This is a genomic window from Lactovum odontotermitis (genome assembly GCF_054658595.1).
In genome coordinates this window covers 114,196-130,513 of sequence record NZ_BAAGGQ010000001.1, presented here as the reverse complement: position 1 = coordinate 130,513, position 16,318 = coordinate 114,196, and the positions used below count along the sequence as shown (strand labels likewise).

General features: G+C 45.3%; 20 protein-coding genes. All 20 read left to right on the top strand.

Translation table 11 applies throughout. The features are described from left to right. Window positions 1–40 precede the first annotated feature (40 nt). The 20 genes from ACYQ2E_RS00625 to ACYQ2E_RS00530 all read left to right on the top strand — a co-directional run bounded on the left by ACYQ2E_RS00625 (window position 41) and on the right by ACYQ2E_RS00530 (window position 16,280). Window positions 41–409: a CvfD/Ygs/GSP13 family RNA-binding post-transcriptional regulator gene (locus tag ACYQ2E_RS00625; protein ID WP_460016273.1), complete on the top strand. Its 369-nt coding sequence runs from the start codon at window positions 41–43 to the stop codon at window positions 407–409. 37 nt (window positions 410–446) lie between these two features. Then, window positions 447–1,061 (top strand): TVP38/TMEM64 family protein, encoded by a 615-nt coding sequence (locus ACYQ2E_RS00620; protein ID WP_460016107.1) that lies wholly within the window; start codon window positions 447–449, stop codon window positions 1,059–1,061. 4 nt (window positions 1,062–1,065) lie between these two features. Further along, complete coding sequence (locus tag ACYQ2E_RS00615; protein ID WP_460016106.1) at window positions 1,066–2,331, top strand: FtsW/RodA/SpoVE family cell cycle protein; 1,266 nt, start codon at window positions 1,066–1,068, stop codon at window positions 2,329–2,331. A gap of 248 nt (window positions 2,332–2,579) precedes the next feature. Continuing rightward, window positions 2,580–4,070 carry a ribosomal protection-like ABC-F family protein gene (gene abc-f, locus ACYQ2E_RS00610; protein ID WP_460016105.1) on the top strand — a complete coding sequence of 497 codons (1,491 nt, stop codon included), beginning with the start codon at window positions 2,580–2,582 and terminating at the stop codon, window positions 4,068–4,070. A gap of 49 nt (window positions 4,071–4,119) precedes the next feature. After that, window positions 4,120–4,287: a hypothetical protein gene (locus ACYQ2E_RS00605; protein WP_460016104.1), complete on the top strand. Its 168-nt coding sequence runs from the start codon at window positions 4,120–4,122 to the stop codon at window positions 4,285–4,287. An 18-nt stretch (window positions 4,288–4,305) separates the two neighbouring features. Beyond that, window positions 4,306–4,893 carry an HAD family hydrolase gene (locus ACYQ2E_RS00600; RefSeq protein ID WP_460016103.1) on the top strand — a complete coding sequence of 196 codons (588 nt, stop codon included), beginning with the start codon at window positions 4,306–4,308 and terminating at the stop codon, window positions 4,891–4,893. A 46-nt stretch (window positions 4,894–4,939) separates the two neighbouring features. Continuing rightward, a complete protein-coding gene (locus ACYQ2E_RS00595; protein WP_460016102.1) occupies window positions 4,940–5,305 on the top strand; it encodes a hypothetical protein in 366 nt (121 codons plus the stop codon). A 93-nt stretch (window positions 5,306–5,398) separates the two neighbouring features. Beyond that, the gene (locus ACYQ2E_RS00590) at window positions 5,399–5,857 is read left to right on the top strand and encodes an RNA pyrophosphohydrolase (protein WP_460016101.1); all 459 of its coding nucleotides are present in this window, start codon (window positions 5,399–5,401) and stop codon (window positions 5,855–5,857) included. Then, window positions 5,854–6,588 carry a YwaF family protein gene (locus ACYQ2E_RS00585; RefSeq protein ID WP_460016100.1) on the top strand — a complete coding sequence of 245 codons (735 nt, stop codon included), beginning with the start codon at window positions 5,854–5,856 and terminating at the stop codon, window positions 6,586–6,588. Before ACYQ2E_RS00590 ends, ACYQ2E_RS00585 begins: the two co-directional genes overlap by 4 nt. Before the next feature lie 32 nt (window positions 6,589–6,620). Next, window positions 6,621–8,699 (top strand): excinuclease ABC subunit UvrB, encoded by a 2,079-nt coding sequence (gene uvrB, locus ACYQ2E_RS00580; protein WP_460016099.1) that lies wholly within the window; start codon window positions 6,621–6,623, stop codon window positions 8,697–8,699. Window positions 8,700–9,122: 423 nt separating this feature from the next. Next, complete coding sequence (locus ACYQ2E_RS00575) at window positions 9,123–9,704, top strand: TetR/AcrR family transcriptional regulator (RefSeq protein ID WP_460016098.1); 582 nt, start codon at window positions 9,123–9,125, stop codon at window positions 9,702–9,704. Between the two features lie 247 nt (window positions 9,705–9,951). Continuing rightward, window positions 9,952–10,605 carry a 3,4-dihydroxy-2-butanone-4-phosphate synthase gene (gene ribB, locus ACYQ2E_RS00570; protein WP_460016097.1) on the top strand — a complete coding sequence of 218 codons (654 nt, stop codon included), beginning with the start codon at window positions 9,952–9,954 and terminating at the stop codon, window positions 10,603–10,605. Further along, complete coding sequence (locus ACYQ2E_RS00565) at window positions 10,589–11,824, top strand: 1-acyl-sn-glycerol-3-phosphate acyltransferase (protein ID WP_460016096.1); 1,236 nt, start codon at window positions 10,589–10,591, stop codon at window positions 11,822–11,824. Before ribB ends, ACYQ2E_RS00565 begins: the two co-directional genes overlap by 17 nt. After that, the gene (locus ACYQ2E_RS00560; RefSeq protein ID WP_460016095.1) at window positions 11,814–12,239 is read left to right on the top strand and encodes an SRPBCC family protein; all 426 of its coding nucleotides are present in this window, start codon (window positions 11,814–11,816) and stop codon (window positions 12,237–12,239) included. Before ACYQ2E_RS00565 ends, ACYQ2E_RS00560 begins: the two co-directional genes overlap by 11 nt. Then, the gene (locus ACYQ2E_RS00555; protein WP_460016094.1) at window positions 12,236–13,132 is read left to right on the top strand and encodes a hypothetical protein; all 897 of its coding nucleotides are present in this window, start codon (window positions 12,236–12,238) and stop codon (window positions 13,130–13,132) included. The genes ACYQ2E_RS00560 and ACYQ2E_RS00555 overlap by 4 nt, the downstream gene beginning before the upstream one ends. A 118-nt stretch (window positions 13,133–13,250) precedes the next feature. Further along, complete coding sequence (gene fabI, locus ACYQ2E_RS00550; protein ID WP_460016093.1) at window positions 13,251–14,003, top strand: enoyl-ACP reductase FabI; 753 nt, start codon at window positions 13,251–13,253, stop codon at window positions 14,001–14,003. A gap of 130 nt (window positions 14,004–14,133) precedes the next feature. Continuing rightward, complete coding sequence (gene fabZ, locus ACYQ2E_RS00545) at window positions 14,134–14,577, top strand: 3-hydroxyacyl-ACP dehydratase FabZ (RefSeq protein ID WP_460016092.1); 444 nt, start codon at window positions 14,134–14,136, stop codon at window positions 14,575–14,577. Window positions 14,578–14,600: 23 nt separating this feature from the next. Next, entirely contained in the window at window positions 14,601–15,038 is a 438-nt protein-coding gene (locus ACYQ2E_RS00540; RefSeq protein ID WP_460016272.1) for a MarR family winged helix-turn-helix transcriptional regulator, read from the top strand. Next, window positions 15,035–15,976 (top strand): beta-ketoacyl-ACP synthase III, encoded by a 942-nt coding sequence (locus ACYQ2E_RS00535; RefSeq protein WP_460016091.1) that lies wholly within the window; start codon window positions 15,035–15,037, stop codon window positions 15,974–15,976. Before ACYQ2E_RS00540 ends, ACYQ2E_RS00535 begins: the two co-directional genes overlap by 4 nt. A 79-nt stretch (window positions 15,977–16,055) precedes the next feature. Next, window positions 16,056–16,280 (top strand): acyl carrier protein, encoded by a 225-nt coding sequence (locus ACYQ2E_RS00530; protein ID WP_460016090.1) that lies wholly within the window; start codon window positions 16,056–16,058, stop codon window positions 16,278–16,280. Window positions 16,281–16,318: the final 38 nt, after the last annotated feature.

Genomic DNA, 16,318 nt, shown 5'->3' with positions numbered 1-16,318 from the left:
GAAGCTCAAGACAGAGGAAATTGTTGAGCGGACGCACAAATTGAAAATCGGCGACATTGTTGAGGGAGAAGTGATTGGGATTCAGCCTTATGGTGCTTTTGTCCGCTTTGACAAAGAGCAGAAAGGGCTGGTTCATATTTCTGAGATTCATTCGGGCTATATCAAGGATATTCATGAGGCGGCGCATATCGGGCAGAAGATGCGGCTGCAGATTATTGATTTTGATGAATATACAGGAAAAATTTCCTTATCTGCCCGTGCACTCGAGGAAAATCCGGAAGCCCGCAGGATTCAGCGCAAGCACTTTGCAACGGACAGCCGGTCTAAAATAGGTTTTGACAGTCTGGCAGATGAGATGTCAGGCTGGGTAAAAGAGTCTGAGAAATATCTCAAAGAAAACACACAGTGACAGGATAAGCTGGGAATAACAGCCGGGAAAGGAGAGCATGAGTCCGCAAGTTGCAAAGCTGGTTAAGCGCGTTTTTAATATTATCTCCATTCTGGGTATTGTGGCGACTGTTTTTGGTGCCTTCTATCTCTGGCATTCGGGGATTTTGACGGATGAAACGATGCTGAAGGAGCTGATTTTGGCCCACAGGATTCTAGGTCCGTTCATTTTCATGGCGATTCAGATTATTGGAATCGTGGTGCCGATTATTCCGGGCGGGATTACGCTTGCGGTTGGTGTGCTGATTTTCGGGCCGGTCTGGGGCTTTATCTATAATTATATTAGTATTTGTATCGGCTCGATTTTGCTTTTTTCTATCGGCCGATACTATGGCACGAGTCTGATTCGGACTTTTGTCAAGGAGAAGACTTATAATCGTTTCATGGGGGTTTATGAGCGCAGCCGCAGGCGTTATGACTGGATGTTCTTTGCGCTGATATTTGCGCCGGTGGCGCCGGATGATGCGCTGGTTCTGATTTCTAGTCAGACGAAGATGACTTATAAGTTTTTCTTATTTTCAATTCTTGTCGGCAAAGTCCCTTCAATTCTGGCTTATTCTTATGCTCTGATTTATGGCGGCGAGCTGCTTAGAAAGCTCTTGGGCGGTGGTTAACACGATGGAAAGAACTCAACGAAAGAAAAAGTTTTATGATTCACCAATTGATTATGCACTGATTTTACCTGTGCTTTTGCTGATTATTATTGGTTTTATTGCACTCTGGTTCTCACTGACGACGGATTATCCGGCGAGTGCGAAGACGATGCTTGTGCAGCAGGGAGCCTGGCTTCTGGTTGGTCTGGCCGCGGCTTTCTTCGTGATGCATTTTGATGGTCGGGCTTTGTGGATGCTGTCGCCTGTTTTGTATGGAATCGGGCTGGTTTTGATGATTGTGCCTGTCTTCTTTTATGACCCGGCTGTTTATGCTTCTACGGGTGCGAAAAGCTGGATTTCAATCAGCGGAACGAATTTGTTTCAGCCTTCAGAGTTGATGAAGGTGGCCTATATCTTGTTTCTGGCACGCTTAATCACGAATTTTCATCAGAAGCATCCGATGGGCTCTGCGGTGACGGACTTTTTCCTGATTTTCCAGATGCTGGCTGCAACGGCGCCGATTGTTTTTATTCTGATTGGTCCTAAGATGCAGAATGACTTTGGTACTCTGATGGTCTTTCTGGCGATTTTCGCGGGGATGCTGCTGATTTCTGGCGTGACTTGGAAGATTATGCTGCCGCTGATTGTTCTTTTCCTGGTGATGCTTGGCGGGCTGATTTATATGCTGATCACGCCGAGCGGGCAGGATTTTCTTTCTAGTCTGGGGTTCCAGGCTTATCAGTCGGCGCGTTTTCAGGCTTGGCTGCACCCATTCGCGGATGTGCAGTATAATTCTTATCAGCAGTCTCAGGCGTTGATTTCGACGGCGGTGGGCGGTATTTTCGGGATTGGGACGGGTGTTGGTGCCATTGCGGTGCCGGTGCGCGAATCGGACATGATTTTCACGGTAATCGGCGGAGGGACAGGCTTTTTGGGCTCTGCTGCGGTGATTTTCCTTTACTTGTATTTGATTTACCGAATGATGCGTGCAACACTGAAGGCCAATAATCAGTTCTATACTTTCATTGCCGGCGGGTTTACGATGATGCTGCTCTTTCACGTGTTTGAAAATATCGGCGCGACGATTGGAATTCTGCCGCTGACTGGTATTCCGCTGCCATTTATCTCGCAAGGGGGCTCGAACTTGATTTCCAACATCATCGGAATCGGCCTGATTTTGTCGATTAAGTACAATCAGGAGACGCCGACCAGCCGTGGAAAGACGCGGGACAAGTACCGGCGGATGCTGGCGAAGCGTATGGAGCGGAATGGTAAGCTTGGCGAAGAATAGGCAAGTTATGATGATTGACAGCTGAGCCTGTTTTTGCTAGAATAAAATTATCATTGAGTACATTTTCGGATGTATTCTAATCAGGAGGTACAGTCTATTGAAATTTTAAGCCCAGTCTTTTAGTATCACTAAAAAACCACGGCTTTTAATGCGCAATAGATTGTTAAAATATGTTTCTCTTTTTTTGATAACTCTTTTTCGCTCGTCGTGGAAGAGTTATTTTTGTTTTGTTTTAAAGAAAGGGACACATGAATATCGAAATAAAAAACTTGACATTTTCGTACGGCGACCAGCTGATTTTTGACAAGGCGGACATTAATGTCGATGACGGCTGGCACTTGGGGCTGGTCGGGCGCAATGGGCGCGGCAAGACGACTTTGCTGAAAATTCTGCAGGGTGAACTGCCGATTTCTTCGCCGCTGAATTCGCGTAAGACTTTTGTTTACTTTCCGCAGGAGCTGACTGACACTTCAAACTTGACGCTGTATCTTCTGCAGGAATTGGCCGATTTTGAGCAATGGCAGCTGGAGCGGGAATTGACGCTGTTGTCGGTGAATACGGAGGATGTGCTCTGGCGGCCTTTCGACAGTCTGTCAGGCGGTGAGCAGACGAAGTGTCTGCTGGCTTTGCTGTTCTTGGATGGCGAAAGGAATTTTCCGCTGATTGATGAACCGACAAATCACCTGGATTTGTCTAGTCGGCAGATTGTTGCGGATTATTTGAAAAAGAAATCTGGTTTCATTGTGGTGTCGCATGACAGGAATTTCCTGAATCAGGTGACTGACCATACGCTGGCGATTGAGCGCCAAAAGATTTCACTTTATCAAGGCAATTTTGCCATTTATGAGCAGGAGAAAAAATTGCGTGACGACTTTGAATTAACTGAAAACAGCAAGCTGCGTAAAGAAATTTCCCGCCTTAAGGAAACTGCGCGAGAAAAAGAGGAGTGGTCGAAAAATCTTGAAGCCACCAAATCCAGAAAGAAACGCGGATTTGATAGCGAGACAAAGCGGGTGGATAAAGGTTTTATTGGTCGAAAAGCCGCAAGCATGATGAAAAAATCAAAGAATCTTGAGCAGCGGATGCACAAGGATATTTCTGAAAAGGAAAAACTGCTGAAAAACCTGGAATTCATAAGTCCTCTGGCCATGTGCTTTCGGGCAGATCATCACAGAGTTCTAGTAAGTTGTGAGCATTTTAGTCTGGGGTATTCGAGCCTGCTTTTTGAGCCTGTCAGTTTCGAGATGGAGCGAGGGCAGATTGTTGCATTGACGGGCGTGAACGGAGCTGGGAAGTCGAGCTTTGTGCAGGCTTTGACCGGAGGATTTTCTGGACAGATGTCGGGGAAATTTACAATTCCGCGGACGATTACAATTTCGCGCGTACGCCAGATTTATGACAATCGCGGCGCTCTGAAAGACTTTGCACAGGCTGAGAAGCTTGACTATGAGCTCTTTCTGTCGAATCTGAAGAAGCTCGGCTTGGAGCGCGAAGTTTTCCGGCAGCCGATTGAAACGATGTCGCAGGGCCAGCAGAAAAAGGTGGAGCTGGCGAAGTCACTGTCGCAGGAGGCGCAGCTTTATGTCTGGGATGAACCTTTGAATTATCTGGATGTTTTTAATCAGGAACAGATTGCTGAGCTGCTGATGTCTGTCAAGCCTAGTATGATTCTGATTGAGCATGACCAGGCTTTTATTGCGAAAGTTTGCGACAAAATTGTCGAACTGCACAAAATTTGATAAAATAGTGGTAGCTAAATGGTTACTAATGAAAGGATTAAACACAAATATGGATAAGAAACAAATGCAGGAAAAGCTCGCGGCGATTCGCGAGGCAAAGACGAAGAATACTTTCCCGAACATGAAGGGCGGAAACCCTTCCGGCAAGAAAGCGACAGGAACGAACTCACGCGGCGGCGCTGTGAGCGGTGTGCGTAAGGTCGGCTCCGGCGACTAGAAATCGGGTGAATCAGTCATGATTTACAAAAATTACATCTGGGATTTAGGCGGCACGTTGCTGAATAACTATGAATCATCCGCGCATGCTTTCGTGGTCACGCTTTTTCACCACGGCAGGGTTTTTCTGCACGATGAGGTTTACGCAGCTCTGAAAGTTTCAACGGCGCACGCTGTCGAAACTTTTGCAGCTGATATCCCCGGTTTTCTTGAGGAATACAAGGCTTTGGAGGCAATTTCGCTGAAGCAGCCTTCACTTTTCCCGGGTGCTAAAGAAGTGCTGAAAGCTGTAATTGCTGACGGGGGGCGGAATTTCATGATTTCTCATCGTGATAATCAGGTTTTGTCCATCCTGAAAGCGGCTGGAATTGCGGACGATTTTACAGAGGTGGTTACGAGTGACAACGGCTTTCCCCGCAAGCCTGCGCCGGATTCTATCAACTATCTTGTCAATAAATATAATTTGACAGATGCTGTTATGATTGGTGACCGGCCGATTGATATTGAGGCTGGGAATGCAGCGGGGATTAGTACGATTTTCTTTGATTCGACTCAAACGAATGCTGAGGCGACTTTGAACATTAAGTCGCTTTTTGACCTGTTATAGGTTGTGTAAGTTTGCCAATCGCTGCTAGATATGATAAAATCAATTTATGTTAAAGAGGGAAGATTTTGCGAATATCTCAGACTTTGACTCGGCTTTCGACTCAGAGATTTTTGAGGAGTCTGAGCTTAGTCTGAGTCTGACTTCGGACAATGATTTTCTTTCGGAATCTGGCGAGAAAGTTGAATTCCGGCTTTCTACAGCTTCTGATTTTGATTTTGAAATTTTTAGTGAGTCCGGTAAAATTTTACGTGACTTTCAGATGACTTCAATGGCAGAACAGTTTCCTGATATTAGTTTTGTGGAGGAAGAGGAAAGCTTTGAGTCGGATTCAAGCCGATTGAATTTGACAAGTTTGACAGAAGAGGAAAAAATTTCAAATTTTGCTTTTCGGCTTTTGCACAGTGAATATTAAAAAATTGATGAGCGGAAATAGGAAAGCAAAGCCTACTTCTTTACATCTAAAAATGATAAAATAGTCCTATCAGTTTGTTTGATAGGACTATTTATGGAAAAATACAGAAAAAATGTGGCGGCGGTTGTTTTAGACGCTGAAAATAATATCTTAATCTTTGAGCGCTCTGACCACACAGCCTGGGGCTTCCCGCAGGGCGGAATCGAAGCTGGCGAATCAAGTGAGGCCGCGCTCGTGCGTGAGCTTTCAGAGGAATTGGGAATTACGGCGGATGATTTTGAGATTGTGGCGAAGGCGCCTGAGTTGCTGCGCTATGATTTTCCGGCGGACATGGTTTTTCGTGACTGGACTTTTGTCGGCCAGGAGCAGCAGTATTTCCTGGTCCGGCTTCATGCCGGCGTGGCGCTTGATTTCACCAGTTTTCCAGAGGAAGTTGAGTTTCTTCAGTATAAATCAGTTAGCCTTGACACGGTGAAAAAGATGGATTTCGGCTTCAAGAATAACGTCTACCATGCGGCTCTGAAGTTTTTTGAGAAAGATATGCTGAAATGAATTCATTTCTGATTTCTACGAACAATGCAAAAGGTCCTGGCTTCGGCATGTTCAGCTTGACGCATCTCGTGACTCTGGCGGTGCTGGCCTTGCTGATTGCAGGAATTGTCCGGAGTTACTGCAGGGCGGATGAAAATCAGCGCAGACGTTATCGGTGCGGGATTGCGGTGCTTGTGCTTGTGATGGAGCTGATTAAGGATTTGCTCCTTATGCTGACGGGCCAGTTCACTAATGCCAACTGGCCATTTGAGCTCTGCGGTCTGGCGCTTTTCATGATTGCTGCGGATGCGCTTCAGTCTAGCAAGACGACGCGGGAGCTGCTTTATAGTCTGGCGCTGCCGGGTGCCCTAATGGCGGAGCTCACGCCTAACTGGGTCAAGAATGATTTTGTCAATATTTTCGTCTGGCAGTCTTTTCTGATTCATGCCTTCATTATTGGCTACGTGCTGATGCGTTTGTTCGCGCGTGAAATTGTTCCGAGCTGGCGGAATCTCTGGCGTTGTGCTGTATTTCTCCTGATTGTCTGTCCGCTGAATTTCTGGCTGAATTCAATCTGGGGCACGAATTTCATGTTTCTGGACACGCCGTCGCCTGGGAGCCCGCTTGAACCGCTGGGGCAAATTTTCGGCAGTTATTATCTGCTCGGATTTGTCGGACTGCTGCTAGTCTTCTGGCTGGTCATGTATCTGCCCTGGGAAATTGTAAGAATCTGGGCAAAGCGCAAAAATTAAAAATAACTCAATGAGTATTTAGAGGAAAAAATATGTTTGAAAGAGAAGATAAACACAGCTTTGACCTAGTTTCAAAGTACAGCCCCACAGGGGACCAGCCGCAGGCCATTGAGGCGCTGGTTGACGGCATCGAAAACGGCGAGAAAGCGCAGATTCTGCACGGGGCGACGGGTACGGGCAAGACCTTTACCATGTCCGAGGTGATTGCGCGCGTGAATAAGCCGACCCTGGTGATTGCGCACAATAAAACGCTAGCAGGCCAGCTCTACGGCGAGTTCAAGGAATTCTTCCCGAACAATCGCGTCGAGTACTTCGTCAGCTACTACGACTATTATCAGCCCGAGGCTTACGTACCAAGCTCTGACACCTATATCGAGAAAGATTCGAGCGTCAATGACGAGATTGACAAGCTGCGTCACAGTGCGACTTCTAGCCTGCTTGAGCGGAACGATGTCATCGTCGTGGCATCCGTCTCTTGTATTTATGGTTTAGGCTCGCCTAAAGAATACCAGAACTCAGTCGTTTCAGTCCGTCCAGGTCAGGAAATCTCGCGCGACCGCCTACTGAATGACTTGGTGATGATTCAGTTTGAGCGCAACGACATTGATTTCCAGCGCGGACGTTTTCGCGTGCGCGGTGACGTGGTAGAGGTATTTCCAGCTTCAAATGATGAACATGCCTTTCGTATTGAATTCTTCGGTGACGAGATTGATAGAATTCGGGAAATAGATGCTCTGACGGGTCAGGTGCTGGCAGAAGTCGATCATCTGTCCATTTTCCCCGCCACCCACTTTATGGTTGGTGATGAAGGCATGGAAGAGGCGATTGGCCGTATTGAAGATGAGCTCCAGCAGCAGCTGAAGTTTTTCCGTGATGAGGGCAAGCTTCTTGAGGCGCAGCGTCTGGAGCAGCGCACGAACTATGACATTGAGATGATGCGCGAGCTGGGCTACTGCTCAGGTATCGAGAACTACAGCCGCCATATGGAGGGACGCGCCGCGGGGGAACCGCCTTATACGCTGCTTGATTTCTTCCCGGACGACTTTCTCATCATGATTGACGAGAGCCATATGACCATGGGGCAGATTAAGGGCATGTACAACGGGGACCGCAGCCGTAAGGAGATGCTGGTGAATTACGGTTTCCGCCTGCCGTCTGCTGTGGATAACCGGCCGCTGCGCCGCGAAGAGTTTGAGGAGCATGTGCACCAGATTGTCTACGTGTCAGCCACGCCCGGCGACTATGAATACGAGCAGACAGATACCGTGGTTGAGCAGGTCATTCGTCCGACAGGTCTTTTGGACCCTGAAGTTGAAATCAGGCCGATGATGGGCCAGATTGACGACTTGCTTGGGGAGATTAATGACCGTGCTGAGCGCAATGAGCGTGTCTTTGTGACTACGCTGACCAAGAAAATGGCCGAAGACCTGACGGAATACTTCAAGGGAATGGGCGTCAAGGTCAAGTACATGCACAGCGACATCAAGACTTTAGAGCGGACAGAGATTATCCGTGACCTGCGGCTCGGTGTTTTTGACGTGTTGGTCGGAATTAATCTGCTGCGTGAGGGCATTGACGTGCCGGAGGTTTCTCTGGTGGCGATTCTCGATGCTGACAAGGAAGGCTTCCTGCGTAATGAACGCGGCCTGATTCAGACGATTGGCCGTGCGGCGCGTAATTCTCGCGGTCATGTCATTCTTTACGCGGACATGTCAAAGCCGCTGGATGCTGCAAGTCCTGACGATAAGGAGATTCTTGATTCGGGTTATTACACGGAATACAAGGGCGAAAAATATAAGATTACCCGCTCCATGAGGAATGCGATAGATGAGACGGCCAGACGGCGTGAAATCCAGATGGCCTATAACGAAGCGCACGGCATTGTTCCCGAAACCATTCATAAGGAAATCCGCGACTTGATTGCTGTGACCAAGAAGCTTGAGACGGGCGAGGTTGTGGAGCTTGACCACCCTGAGGATATGACCAAGAAGGAACGCAAGGCGCTGATTAAGAAGCTGGAGCGCGAGATGTCGGAGGCGGCAGGGCTGCTTGACTTTGAGGGGGCTGCGCAGCTTCGGGATATGATTCTTGAGATTCGGGCGATTGATTAAAATGTGAAACACGCCCGTTTTGAAGCGTAGAAATTAAGGAAATTGAGGTTCTGCCGTCAGGCAGGTTCTCAATTTATCCCACAGTAGTGGGGAAAGCGATCTGTAAGCGGCTGAAGCCGCAACAGCCTGCTTTTCTAATTTCGTAGCTTCAGGCGTGTTGAGCTTGATTGATTGAAAATGACGTTGTTTCGGGGGCAACCGCAATTTTCTAGTGAAGAGTTTTCTTGCCTTTGCTTGATTAAGCCGAGTTCAAATGCTATCTAACTGTTATTTTAAAGACAAATATTTATTTTGTCTTTTTGTTTAAAATTCAGAAAAAAATACAAATTTGTAATCAAAAATATGCTTTTCATGGCCAGAGCAAGGGAATATCCGGAAAAAACATGGTATAATCATTCAAAAAGATTAGAAGGGAGAACTATATTGCACTATATTTCAGACCGTCAGCGCCAAATTATTGACGCCTTTCTCATTCTTGTCGCAGAATCTGATGAGCCTAAAAAAATTACGATGAGTATGGTTGCTGAGCGTGCGGGACTTCGCCGTCAAAGTATTTATGAAAAACATTTTACCAGTATTGCGGATATTATCCAAACCACTCACACAATCGTCAGTGAAGAATGTGAAGAAAAAATGCAGGAATTTTTTGCAACAACTTACAACGATTATAACGGAGATTTTTTCGTTTTTTTCGAGCAGGAAATTCTCCCTTTACTTTACGGTAAACGTGACTGGCTCAAAATTTTGTACAGCGCGGTACTTGATGCTGCCTGGGCGGACTACGCGCAGAAAGTCTATACGCCCTATATTGAGCTCTATCTTACAAAAAGGGGCAATAACTCCGGCCTACCTGACGATTTCATTTGTAATCTCATTACTCGTCAGGTCATTGCGATTGTTGCAAACTGGCTCACGGGTGATTCGCCTGAACCGGCTTCGCTTTTTCAGAAGAAATTTGATTATCTTATAAAAACTTCAACTTATGATTTGCTTTTTGCCAAATAAAAATCGCCAAATGGTGATTTTTTTATATACATCTTGTGCAAAAAAACTGACAGTTTGTCAGGCTTTTTAAATTTCAAGTTTTTATTAAATGGCTTATTCAGAAAGGATTAAGCGCCTTCAAAAAGCCTGCTTTGCCTGTCAGTCTGTCCTCCCTTTAGTGTGGAAATTCACTTGACAATGTGTTAAGTTAAATTTTGTAAACAAGAAATAAATCTTGTTACAGAAAAAAGAAAGAGGTAATTACCTAATGAAAACAACAATTGAAGAAGCAGTTCGTCATTTAAAAAATGGAGGACTTGCAGTTGTATCAGACGATGAAAATCGCGAAAACGAAGGAGACTTAATTGGTCTTGGAACAAAAATGACGCCAGAAAATGTTAATTTTATGGTTACACAAGCCCGTGGACTTCTATGTGTTCCAGTGTCGAAAGATATTGCCAAACAACTCCGACTCACACAAATGGTGGAGAACAACACCGAATCAAATGGTACAAAATTTACTTATTCTATTGACGGCGCATTTGATGTAACAGGTGTAACAACCGGAATTTCCGCATTTGACCGCTCAGCAACTATTCGTAAGATGGCAGAGGCAGATGTAAGTGCCAGTGACTTTGTTCATCCGGGTCATATTTTCCCTCTTGTTGCTGAGGGCGGCGGTGTTCTGGTACGCGGAGGTCATACTGAAGCGGCCGTTGATTTAGCAATCCTTGCGGGAGAACCAAAAGTAGGAGCCATTTGTGAAATTCTTTTACCTGATGGACACATGGCGCGCATGGACTTTCTTGAAAAATTTGCGGAACATTTTGACTTACCATTCATTACGATTGAGCAGCTTACGAATTATTTGCAGAACCATGCTAGAGAGGATATTACGAAACAAGATGTCCTTTACAAATAAAGTATTGTCATTTTCAACGACAAAACTGACAGAATGGTTTCTGCTGGGAAGTATTGAAGGGAAAGAAAATTTACAATTTGACGGTCCCAAAATTATCATTGCGAATCACAGTAGCTACTTAGACCATTTTGTTATTTTAGAAACTTTGCAGAGGTTCAATCCAAAACAAAAGGTCTATTATTTGACAAAGCAGGAAGCTTTCGATAAACCTTTCTCAAATTGGTGGCACACAAATTTGAATTGTATTCCTGTAGATAGGGACGGAAATGCGACAACTGCAATGAAGACGTTGAAAAACAAACTTCTCAAAGAGAACGCGGCCGTTGTCATATACCCAGAGGGAACACGAACACCGACAGGAGAAATTTATCTTGGAAAATCAGGCGCAGAAGTTCTTGCTTTAATGACGGGCGTGCCAATTATTCCGATTGGTATGCATGGTTTATTTGATGTATTGCCGAGAAAAACCCTAAATCCAGCATTTATCAGAGTAAATGTAGCAATAGGAAAGGAGCTACACGTCAGCAAGCAAGATAAGCGCAATATTGAGGTTTTGACTGATTCGCATATGAAAATTATTGCGGATTTAGCTCATGAACGTTTGAGTGATAAGCGAGTAGGAGAATTTGATGTAAAACAGGAAATGTTAGATATGCTCGTCAAACTAAATGATGATGGATTGAGGAATTATCCTAAGTCTCTACATTCTCCAAATGAATACCATAAACGTGCTCTATACATAGGTAAGCGGCTTCTTTCTGAAGCATTACTTGATAATGAAGAGAAAATATTAGTACTAGTTGAAATGGCGCGTTCTGAGGGGAGAATTGCAGCAAATATAGGTTTAAAGACTCATTCTGCAAGAGTAAGAATGAAACGCGCAAAAGTTTTATTAGATAAAGCAAAAAAGATAGACGCTGAAAATTCCGAAGTTTTGTATGTTGAAGGTAACTATTATAACTTCATCAAAGAAAATCAGCAATTTGTTAACTGTTTAGAAAGAGCAGTTAAAAATGAGCCTGATAATATTAGGTACATGTTGTCTCTTGCTAAAGCCTATGAATCTGTCGGACGTTTAGATGAGATGCAGGAATTACTATCAGAAATTGGTCAAAAGCACGCAGATAATCAAGTAGATTTACGCCGCAAGGTGGAAGCTCTTGCTTTACTTATGCGTCTTAATCCTATACTAGAAGCGGAGTTAAATTATGTCAGCTAAACTTTTTACAAACACAATAGTTATCAACAAAAACAAACAAATCGTCAAATCCTTACTCGAAAATGTCCAGAATATTTTGAAATGGGATAATGAAATCATAGATGTAGCGGAAATTGATGCACAAGAATTTATGGTTTTGCGTAACCAGGCGGCTTTCAATCATCAAGAAACAATCAAGGTTTTGGCAAATGATGACGAGATTATTTATAACTCAACGGAGGGAAGAATCGAATATCGTCTCGTTTGGAAAATTAAGGAAATAGATGAGAATACAACACGACTCAGTCAAAATCTTTATCTTGAAAAAGGAATTTATGGTGGAGTGGCGCGACTTATGAAATCTGTCGTTAAAAGTGCCTTTGCCGGAAATTTGCAAGCTTTGAAACGCATATGCGAATTGGGGATTGTCGTATGAAAATTATCTCACAAACAGGCTACACAGGCAGTAGTTCAGCAGAAATCACAGAAGTTCCAGAGGATAAGCTGCTGCCGAGTTCTCTTGAAATCACAACAACATTTGTGCCGCTCTTGCCTTATGATGTTTATAAGTTAAACGGGAAAATACCTGTCAATATACCAAGTGTGCTGGGTTATGGCGCGCTCGGGAAAGTAACGAAGACCGGCGCTCTGCGCTCCAAAAAGCATTTGGGTGAGCGGGTACTGGTGCTGAATCCTGCAGGGACATTCAAGGAAAAAATTGTGGTGAGCATTCCGCCGCTCACGATAGCAATTCCTGATGAGGTTAGCGATGAACAAGCGGGAGCGATTATCGGCGGACTGGATACTGCACTTACTTTGGCCAAAAAGATTAGGGAAAGTGGTGTGGAGACAATTGTTCTGACGGGCGCAAACTCGGTGATTGGTCTGGCTTTGCTGCAGCTTCTGAAAGACAGCGGGCTGCAGATTTTACCGATGGTGAGGAAAAAGTCGCAGGATTATTTCGAGGCCAAACGGGAAGAATTCGGCCTGCCTGATTATCCGGAAATTACAGATATTTCACCGCAAAATACGCTTGTGGTTGACATTGCTGGGCAGGAAAATCTTTTAGCGTCTTATTTGAGTAGTGGTTTTAAAGTCCTCAGTATTGCGCTTCAAAGCACGCCGGGTGTGCGTTTTGTCAGCGAGTTCGTTTTTCCCGGTGAATATGTTAAAATGTTTGATTGGCTTAAATCCGGAAAGGTTGTACTGCCGATTGACCGGGTATTTTCTTACAAGGAAATTAGAAAGGCGGTTGACTATCAGGCTGAAAATCCCAGCCGGGGACGAAATTTGATTGCTTTTGGAGAGGATGTGCCAGTAATGCAGTGACAGTGGGAGAAAATGAAAAAGTTTGATTGTCAAATAAATACTTTGAATATAAAAGTTTGACAATCAAACTATTTTGTTATAAAATACTCAAGTCGTAAAAAATTACTTGGAGAAACTTATGTTTTTAGAAGATAAAAAAATTGTGGTCATGGGTGTGGCTAATAATAAGTCAATCGCCTGGGGCTGTGCCAAGGCTCTGAAGGCTCAGGGAGCTACTCTGATTTATACTTATCAGAATGAGCGGATGGAGAAGCAGCTGGCCAAATTGGCGAGCCCTGAGGATTTGCTGCTTGAGTGCGATGTGTCGTCTGATGAGTCCATTCGCCGTGCCTTTGCTACAATCGAAGCGCGTTTCGGTAAGATTGACGGTCTGGTTCATGCTATTGCCTATTCTAAAAAAGAAGAGCTGAGCGGAAATATTTCGGATGTGTCGCGTGATGGTTATGCGCTGGCGCAGGATGTTTCAGCTTATTCACTTCTGGCTGTGGCCAAAGCGGCTAAACCGCTCCTGAAAGCCGGCGGCGGTATCGTGACGCTGACTTATATGGGCTCTGAGCGCGCCATTCCTAACTATAATGTCATGGGAATTGCTAAAGCTGCGCTTGAAGCGGCTGTCCGTTATTTGGCGGCGGAATTCGGCAAAATCGGTGTGCATGTCAATGCGATTTCGGCGGGGGCGATTAAAACTCTTGCGGTATCTGGCGTTGACGGCTATAAAGGTCTAATCAAAGAATCTGACAGCCGCACGGTTGACGGAGAAGGTGTGACCATTGATGAAGTCGGTGAAGTTGCGGCCTTTCTGGTGAGTCCTCTGGCTGCGGGCGTTGTTGGCGACATTATTTATGTAGACAAAGGTGTACATTTAACTTAATCAGTCAAAATCTGATTATGGGTTGATAATAAAGGCTCTAGCAGTTTATTGAGCTGCGGAATTAGACAAAATTCTAAAAATGTTGAATTGAGCGGCTACAAAAGCCGGACGCAATTCAAAGGAGGTAAATTTGCCAGTACTTAATGCACAAGAAGTTGCAGAAATCATTCCCAACCGCTATCCCATTCTTTTCATCGATTATGTCGACAGCCTCGAAGAAAACAAAATCGTGGCGACAAAAAATGTCACAATCAATGAACAGGTTTTCAACGGCCATTTTCCGGGAAATCCGACTTTCCCTGGTGTGCTGATTCTTGAGTCCCTGGCTCAGGCCGGCTCAATTCTAATTTTGAAGAAACCTGAATTCGAAGGGAAAATGGCTTATATCGGCGGAATTAACAAGGCGAAGTTCCGTCAGAAAGTCGTACCGGGCGATGTCATGAAGCTTCATTTTGAAATCACTAAATTCCGCGGAAAAGTCGGTATTGCTGACGCAGCGGCCTATGTTGACGACAAAAAAGTGGCGGAATGTGAATTCACTTTTATCGTAGATGAGGCGGCAATACAGGGATGACAGGCAATTCGGCAAAAAATCTTATTGAATATGACAAAATCAATGATTATTTGACGGATATTTTTAACTGTGTTCTGATTATCGAAGAAGAGGCATTGAGAAATTCAAAGTTTTCTGATTTGACGGTCAAAGAAATGAACACAATTAATGTCATCGGCCTGAAAGGCACGGCTATTGCCAGTGAGATTGCGGAGAAGCTGATGGTGACGATTTCGACGGTGACCACTTCAATCAACAATCTTGAGCGCAAAGGTTATGTGGTGCGTGAGCGCTCGGCGAGAGACCGCCGGGTGGTTCATATTCGCCTGACCAGGCGCGGCGAACTGGTCAACCGTATCCATCGCAAGTTTCATCGTGCGATGGTGAATCGTTTTGTTCGGGGAATTTCCGAAGAAGATATCAAGATTTTATCAACCGGATTGAAGAATTTGTTTGATTTCTTAGAGGAGCAGCGTCAATGACAGAAGTGACAGATTCTACTAAATATACTAAGATAAGAGCGGTAGCGCATGCGGTGCCTGAAAAGATTGTCACCAATGATGAGCTCGCGCAGCACATGGACACTTCAGATGAATGGATTCGTTCCCGAACTGGGATTCTTCAGCGCCATCTGGCGGCGGAGAATGAGACAACGACGGATTTGTCGGCTGCGGTGGCTGAAAAACTGCTGGCCCAGGCTGGAATATCTGCGGAGACGCTTGATTTCATCATTGTTGCAACTATGACGGCTGACACGGTCATGCCTTCAACGGCTGCGAAGGTCCAGGCGCGCGTGGGTGCGTCAAATGCCTTTGCCTACGATATGACAGCGGCCTGCTCAGGCTTTATCTTTGCGCTGGCCCAGGCGGACAAGCTGATTATGAGCGGCGCCTATCGCTGTGGGCTGGTTATCGGTGCTGAGACAATGTCGAGAGTACTGGACTGGTCGGACCGCTCGACGGCTGTCTTGTTCGGTGATGCGGCCGCTGGCGTGCTGCTAGATAATTCCGGCAGTCAGCCGCTGATTCTGGCGGAGAAGCTGCAGACGGACGGCTCACGGGCGGACAAGCTGACCTGTTCCAGTAAAGAATTTCTGAAAATGGACGGACGGGCAATTTTTGATTTCGCCCTGCGCGATGTGCCGAAAAACATCAAAGAAGTTGCGGGTGATGAAGAAATCGATTACTTCCTGCTCCATCAGGCCAATGCCAGGATTTTGGACAAAATGGCCAAGAAACTTGGCCAGCCGCGAGAGAAGCTTTTACAGAACCTGCAAAACTATGGCAACACAAGTGCGGCCAGTGTACCGCTTCTCTTGTCAGAAATGACAGAGGCAGGCACTGTGAAGCCCGGTCAGAAAATACTGCTGTCAGGATTTGGCGGCGGCTTGACCTGGGGCTCGTTACTGATTCAGATTTAAACAAGTCATAAACGTGAAAATATTTCACTTTTATAATATAATATTACTTACTGCCGAAAAGGCATAAAGGAGAAAAACAATGGCTATATTCGATAAGGTTCAGGACATTATCGCTGACGAACTTGACAAGAGCAAAGATGACATCACGCTTGAGACTTCATTTGAAGCGCTTGACGCAGATTCTTTGGACGTTTTCCAGATTATCAACGATATTGAAGATGAATTCGACGTTGAAGTGGACACTGATGAAGATTTGAAGACGGTTGGCGATTTAGTCAAATACGTTGAAGAGCATCAGGCATAAGAGTTCGGGGCGAATCCGCCCCCTTTTTCAAAAACTAA